Source organism: bacterium, from assembly GCA_016873475.1.
Taxonomy (GTDB): Bacteria; Krumholzibacteriota; Krumholzibacteriia; order JACNKJ01; family JACNKJ01; genus VGXI01.
Map to the genome: position 1 here is coordinate 1 of VGXI01000177.1, position 6,577 is coordinate 6,577.

Genomic DNA, 6,577 nt, shown 5'->3' on the forward strand with positions numbered 1-6,577 from the left:
CCCCTCTCCCCCGCGAGGAGGCGCCCGGTGAGCGCATTCGTCCATCTCGTGCTGGCCGGCAACATCGGCGCCGGCAAGACCACGGTCAGCCAGCTGCTCAGCGAGCGCCTCGGCTGGCGCAGCTACGCCGAGCGCGTGGACGACAACCCCTTCCTCGCTGACTTCTACCGCGACATGCCGCGCTGGGCCTTCGCGCTGCAGGTCACCTTCCTCGTCAATCGGCTGGAGGACCACCGGCTGATCGCCGAGCGCGGCGAGAGCGCGATCCAGGACCGCAGCCTCCACGAGGACGCTCTGATCTTCGCGCGCAACCTGCGCGAGCTGGGCCTGCTGAGCGCCGGCGAGTGGGAGAGCTACGGACGGCTCTACCGGCAGGCCCTCGCACTGCTCAGGGTGCCCGACCTCGTCGTCTACCTGCGCCGCGGGCTGCCCGGCCTGCTCGCGAACATCCGCCAGCGCGGGCGGGACTACGAGGCGAACATCGATCCCGACTACCTGTCGCGCCTGAACGGCTTCTACGAGGAGTGGATCGCCGCGCGGCCCGGAGGCCGCGTGCTCGTCGTCGAGGCGGACGCCCTCGACTTCATGGACGGCTCGCGCGACCTGGAGCGCCTGGCCGAGCAGGTGCGCGCGGCCTGTCCCCAGGGCGAGCTCTTCGGGCCGCCGCCCGCGCCCGCCACCGCCGACCCCCGCTTCCGCCTCCTGCTCCCCTGAGGACGCCCCGCGCGCTCCCTCTTGGCGGCGCGCCACGGATCGACTACACTGGTGGTCCCACTCCCGCCTTCGCCGTCCACCGGAGGCCGCATGACCGCGCCACCAAGGGCGCGGGTCCTGGCCCGCAGCGAGCACATCGTCTCGCGGCGGAACATCGACCCCGACGCGCTGAAGACCCTCTACCGCCTGCACCACGCGGGCTTCCGCGCCTATCTCGTCGGCGGCGGCGTGCGCGATCTGCTCCTCGGGCGCCAGCCCAAGGACTTCGACATCGGCACCGATGCGACGCCGGAGGAGGTACTGGACCTCTTCCGCAACAGCCGCGTCATCGGCCGGCGCTTCCCCATCGTCCAGGTGATGTTCGGCCGGGACAGGATCTTCGAGGTGGCGACCTTCCGGGCGCTGGCCGAGCCCGAAGAGGAGACCGACCCCGCGCTCACCGACCAGGACACGCTGGAGGAGGAGGCTCGCCTGGAGGCCGAGGCCGACCGCCTCGAAGGCGAGGACGAGGACGAGGAGCGCGCCCAGGAGGCCGACGAGGAGGACGCCGACGCCGAATTCGACGGCGAGCGCGCCGCGGCGGGCTTCGCCGCCGCCCTCGCGCGCGACGAGGCGGCGGTCCTGGCCGCGCGCGCGCGGGCGGCCCTGGCCGCCCCGCCGCGGGAGCCGCGCTCCCGGCGCGCCTACGACCGCGGCCGCCACCTGCTCGAGTTCGCCGATCAGCGCTACGGGAGCCCGGCCGAGGACGCCTGGCGGCGCGACCTGACGATCAACGGGCTCTTCTACGACATCGCCGACTTCTGCGTCATCGACTACGTCGGGGGCCTCGCCGACCTCGAGGCGGGCTTGATCCGCGCGATCGGCGACCCCGACCAGCGCTTCCTCGGCGATCCGGTGCGCATGATCCGGGCGCTCCGCCACGCCGGGCGCACGGGCTTTCGCATCGAGCCCGCGACCTGGGCGGCCATCGTCTGCCACCGCGAGCACCTGAGCGAGTGCAGCAAGGCGCGCGTGCTGGAGGAGTTCTACCGCGACCTGCGCGGCGGCGCCGCTCTGCCCAGCCTGCGGCTGATGCGCGAGGCCGGCCTCCTGGCGGCCATCGTGCCCGCCCTCGCCGAGTACCTGCCGCCGCCGGCCGCCGAGGCCGCGCCCGCTGCGCCGAGCGCCCTGCCCCTGCCCTGGCGGCGCCTGGCCCTGCTCGACGCGGCGATGACCGAGGGCGAAGACCTCAGCAACGGCTTCCTGCTCGCGCTGCTCTTCGCCTTCCCCCTGCTCGAGGCGCTGCACGCCCGCGAGCGCGAGGACCCGCAGGCCCGCGTCGACTTCGGCCGCCTTGCCTACCGCTTCCTCAAGCCGATCACGGCCCGCCTCGGCGTCGCCCGGCGCGACACCGAGCAGCTCTTCCTCATCGCGCTCAGCCAGCGCCGGCTCGCGCGCTGTCTGGACGGGGAGCCCGTGCCGGGCTTCTTCCGCAACAAGCCCTACTTCGGCGAGGCCTACCGGCTCTTCCAGCTCGACGCCGAGGCGCGCGGCCTGGCGACGCCGCCCCTGGTCTTCGGCCGGGCGCGCCGGCGCGCGCGGCGCCGGCATCGCCGCCGCCGGAGCGCCGCCGAGTGAGCGGTCGCCGCCTCGGCCCCGCCTTCTTCGCCCGCCCGGTGGAGCAGGTCGCCCGCGACCTGCTCGGCCGCCACCTCCTGCGCGTCGTCGACGGCGAGCGCCTCGTCCTGCGCCTCGTCGAGACCGAGGCCTACGCCGGCGAGACGGACGCGGCCAGCCACGCTCGCGGCGGGCCGACGGCGCGCAATCGCGCGATGTTCGGGCCGCCGGGGGTGACCTACGTCTACCTGATCTACGGCCTGCACCACTGCCTGAATCTGGTCTGTGGCCCGGCGGGCGAAGCCGCGGCGGTGCTGCTGCGCGCGGGCGAGCCGCTGGCCGGCCTGGAGCGCATGGCCGCGCTGCGCGCCGGGCAGCCGCGGCGCGACTGGGCGCGCGGGCCGGGACGACTCTGCGCCGCGCTCGCCCTCGATCGCCGCCACGACGGGCTCGTGCTGCCCCATCCGGAGCTCTGGCTGGAGGCGGGCACGCCCTTGCCGAACGCTGCGGTGGCGCGCGGCCCGCGCGTGGGCGTCGACTACGCGGGCGCGGCGGCGCGCTGGCCCTGGCGCTTTCTGGAGAAGGGCAGTCCCTGGGTGAGCCGGGTCTCGCGGGCAGCCGCGCCCTAGGCGGGCGCCTCGCTGCGCGCGATGACGAGACCGCGGCGCGCGAGCTCGGCGAGGCAGCGCTCGGCGGGCAGGGCGACTTCCAGCGAGTGCGCGCCGGGGCCGGCGCCTTCGCCCTGCGCGATGAGGCTGAGCACCGTCGCGGCCGGGAAGGCGGTCGTCCGGCGCATCGCCGAGAGGCCGGTGGCCTCGTCGTAGAAGTCGATCATCTCGAAGCGGCGCCGGCGGCGGCCGGCAGGGCTCTCCCCCACGGCCTCGACGCGGAACACGACGAGGTCGCGCACGCCCTCCTCGCTGAGGGCCCGCGTGAGCAGGGCGGCGCTGAGGGCGCGCGGGGCGACCGCCCGGCCCTCGACGCTGAGGGGCGCCTCGTCGAAGTAGCCGAGCTGCTTGAGCAGGCGGATCTTCTCCGCGTGCCCGGGGTAGCGGACGGTCTTGTAGTCCAGCTCGCGCACGCGGCCCCGCAGCGTCCAGGGCAGGGTGCTCGTGCCGCCGAGCGTGGCGAAGGCCTCGCAGCGGCCGACGGGCGGCGGGAACTCGAGGCTCTCCACCTCAGCGAGCGTGGGCACGCTGACCAGCTCGCCGCCCCGCAGCGCCACGGCTTCGCCCATGTACTCGTTGATCAGTCCGTGCACCGAGAAGAAGAGGCTGTAGTCGAGTGGCGGCCGCGGGCGCTGGGGCAGGCCGCCGACGCGGATCTTCAGGCTCTCCACGCCCGCCAGGCCCGCGATCGCGGCCATCGCCACGGTCGCCGCCAGGCCGGGCGCGAGGCCGCAGTCGGGCACCAGGCAGGCGCCGCTCGCGCGCGCGAGGGGATCGAGCGCGAGGGTCTGGCGCACGATGTCGGTGTTGCCCCCCAGGTCCACGTAGTGCACGCCGGCGCGGGCGCAGGCTTCGGCGACCGGCAGGTTGAGGAAGTAAGGCAGGGCGCTGAAGCAGGCGTCCGCCTCGGCGAGCAGGGGCGCGAGGGCCGCCGGGTCGGCGAGATCGAGGACGCGGGCTGTGGCGCCGGCGGCGGAGAGCGCGGGCAGCTCGGTGAGGCAGCGCGTGAGGGCGGCGCCCTCGGCGTCGACCAGGGTCAGCCGCGTCGCGCCGCCATGGGTGACGAGGTCGTAAGCCGCCGCGCTGCCCTGGAGGCCGGCCCCGAGGACGAGGGCGCGCATCAGTCGAAGACGCTGGTATTGATCTTGTAGTAGAGCCAGACCATGAAGAGCGCGGTCCCCGCGACCAGGCCCGCCACCGCCCAGCGGTTCGTCTCGCTCCTGCGGATGGAGACGACCTCCGCCCGGGGCAAGGTGGTCTCCATCAGGACCTCGGAGACGCCGTCGTCGATGCGCTCGACCATCTCGAGCAGGTAGTCGCCGCTCTCGGTCACGCGCAGCGACTGGGCGATGTAGACGATGCCGTCCCGGTCGACGACGCGGATGTTGCCGCGCAGGGCGGTGCCGCTGGGCGTCTCTTCCGGGTTGACCTCCACCGCGCGCAGACAGGCGCCGGTGCCGCTCAGCGTGAGCAGGGTGAGCGCGATCGCAAGCCAGCGTCTCAACATGATCCTCGCAGACTCCTCAGGCAGTGGGATGCGTCCGGCAGGGCGGCGGCAACTCTAGCACGGGAGTTCCGGCTCCGCAAGCCCGGCCCGGCGCTCCCGGTCAGAGGTCCCGGTCCAGGCGGGACTTGCCGCCCTGGCTGCGCACGGGCACCGGGTAATCGCCCGTGAAACAGGCCGTGCAGAAGCTCCCCGGGCTCTTGGCGCAGCCGAGCATGCCCGCGAGGGAGAGATAGGCCAGCGAGTCGACGCCCAGGAAGGCGCGGATCCCCTCGACGTCGAAGCGCGAGCGGATCAGCTCCTCTTTCGTCGGCATGTCGATGCCGTAGAAGCAGGGGCTCGCGATCGGCGGCGAGCTGATGCGCAGGTGCACTTCGCGGGCGCCCGCCTCGCGCAGCAGGCGCACGAGCTTGCGCATCGTCGAGCCGCGGACGATCGAGTCGTCCACCACCACCACGCGCTTGCCGCGCAGCACGCCGCGCACGGGGTTGTACTTGATCAGCACGCCGGCGTCGCGCACGCTCTGGCGGGGGCTGATGAAGGTGCGCCCGACGTAGTGGTTGCGGATCAGCCCGAACTCGAAGCGGATGCCGCTCTCCAGGCTGTAGCCCAGCGCCGCGCTGTTGGAGGAATCCGGCACCGAGATGACGAAGTCCGCCTCCACGGGGTGCTCGCGCGCGAGCTGCTTGCCCAGCTTGCGGCGCACCTTGTCCACGTTCTCCTCGAAGACGATGCTGTCCGGCCGCGCGAAGTAGACGAACTCGAAGATGCAGCGGGCCGCCGGCGCCCCGCCCTCCACGATCGTGCTGTGCAGGCCCTGCTCGTCGATCATGATCAGCTCGCCGGGCACGACGTCGCGCTGGTACTCGCCGCCGACGATGTCGAAGGCGCAGCTCTCGCTGGCGACGAGCCAGGTCTCCCCGAGGCGGCCGACGCAGAGCGGCCGGAACCCGTGGCGGTCGCGGTAGGCGAAGAGGCGGTCCCGCGCGAGCAGCAGCAGCGAGTAGGCGCCCTCCAGACCCGTCACGGCCTCGGCGACCATCGCCCGCAGGTCCGCCTGCTCCGAGCGGGCGATGCGGTGCAGCACGATCTCGCTGTCGCTGGTCGACTGGAAGATGTGCCCCTTGGCCTCCATCGCATCGCGCAGCTCGAGGGCGTTCGTGATGTTGCCGTTGTGGGCGACCGCCAGGCGCCCCGCCTTGCAGTCGACGACGATCGGCTGCGCGTTGACCAGGCTGACGCGGCCGGTCGTGCTGTAGCGGTTGTGGCCGATGGCGAGCGGACCCGCCAGCTCTCCCAGGCGCGCCTCGTTGAAGACGTCGCCGACCAGGCCCATCCCGAGATGGCTCTTCATGTGGTGGCCGTCGCTGGCCGTGATGCCGCTGGACTCCTGGCCGCGGTGCTGGAGGGCGTAGAGACCGAGATAGCAGAGCTCGGCGGCGCGCCCGTGGCCGTAGACGCCGATGATCCCGCACTCCTCGCGCGGCCGATCCGGTCCGCCGCGTCTCATCGCGGGGAGGCGGCCGGCGCCGCGGGCAGGGCGGCCAGCGCGAGCAGCCAGCCCTCCTGGTAATGGGGATTGAGCAAGAGCCCCGCGTGGCGGCCGCGGCTGACCGCCAGCTCGCCGGCCAGAGCGAGCGCCTCGGCGGCGTCGGCGGCGGCGAGGGTCAGCTCCCAGTAGGCGCCGGTTGCGAGCCCGAGCGCGGGCAAGGCGAGCCCCGCCGCGGCGAGCTGGGCAGCCGTGCGGCGGGCGAGCGCGGGCGCCTCGCCGCCCTCGTCGGTGACCCAGAGGCCGAGCTGCCAGGGCTGCGCGCCCGCGCGTGGCAGCGCGTGCGCGGGGCTGACCGCCGGCGCGACGAGCGTCTCGCCCGCGGACAGCTCCCCGGGAGCGGCCCAGCGCAGGCGCTCCTTGTTCGGGTTGTAGAAGTCGGCGCTGCGCTCGATCGCGGCGGCGAGCGCCGCGCCGAGCGCGCCCGCGTCGACCGCCGCGCCGGGGACGGCAAAGCGCCACAGGCTGTAGCGCCGCAGGTCGAGCAGGCGCTCCGACCAGCCGAGCTGGCCGGTGAGCGCGAGCCAGGCCGTTTCGCGGACGAGG

General features: G+C 74.1%; 6 protein-coding genes. 3 read left to right on the top strand and 3 right to left on the bottom strand.

Annotated features, from left to right (window positions below):
* The first annotated feature begins 27 nt into the window (after positions 1-27).
* The 3 genes from FJ251_12310 (at position 28) to FJ251_12320 (ending at position 2,939) form a co-directional block, all read left to right on the top strand.
* On the top strand, positions 28-714 hold the full coding sequence (locus tag FJ251_12310; GenBank protein MBM4118494.1) for a deoxynucleoside kinase: 687 nt from the start codon (positions 28-30) through the stop codon (positions 712-714).
* A 90-nt stretch (positions 715-804) separates the two neighbouring features.
* A complete protein-coding gene (locus FJ251_12315) occupies positions 805-2,331 on the top strand; it encodes a hypothetical protein (protein MBM4118495.1) in 1,527 nt (508 codons plus the stop codon).
* On the top strand, positions 2,328-2,939 hold the full coding sequence (locus FJ251_12320) for a DNA-3-methyladenine glycosylase (GenBank protein ID MBM4118496.1): 612 nt from the start codon (positions 2,328-2,330) through the stop codon (positions 2,937-2,939). The genes FJ251_12315 and FJ251_12320 overlap by 4 nt, the downstream gene beginning before the upstream one ends.
* Here the strand turns inward: FJ251_12320 and FJ251_12325 are convergent.
* The 3 genes from FJ251_12325 to FJ251_12335 all read right to left on the bottom strand — a co-directional run bounded on the left by FJ251_12325 (position 2,936) and on the right by FJ251_12335 (position 5,992).
* The gene (locus FJ251_12325; GenBank protein ID MBM4118497.1) at positions 2,936-4,099 is read right to left on the bottom strand and encodes a hypothetical protein; all 1,164 of its coding nucleotides are present in this window, start codon (positions 4,097-4,099) and stop codon (positions 2,936-2,938) included. The genes FJ251_12320 and FJ251_12325 overlap by 4 nt on opposite strands.
* Complete coding sequence (locus FJ251_12330; protein MBM4118498.1) at positions 4,099-4,485, bottom strand: hypothetical protein; 387 nt, start codon at positions 4,483-4,485, stop codon at positions 4,099-4,101. Before FJ251_12330 ends, FJ251_12325 begins: the two co-directional genes overlap by 1 nt.
* Before the next feature lie 100 nt (positions 4,486-4,585).
* Positions 4,586-5,992, bottom strand: coding sequence for an amidophosphoribosyltransferase (locus FJ251_12335; protein ID MBM4118499.1), 1,407 nt, complete (start codon positions 5,990-5,992; stop codon positions 4,586-4,588).
* Positions 5,993-6,577 lie beyond the last annotated feature (585 nt).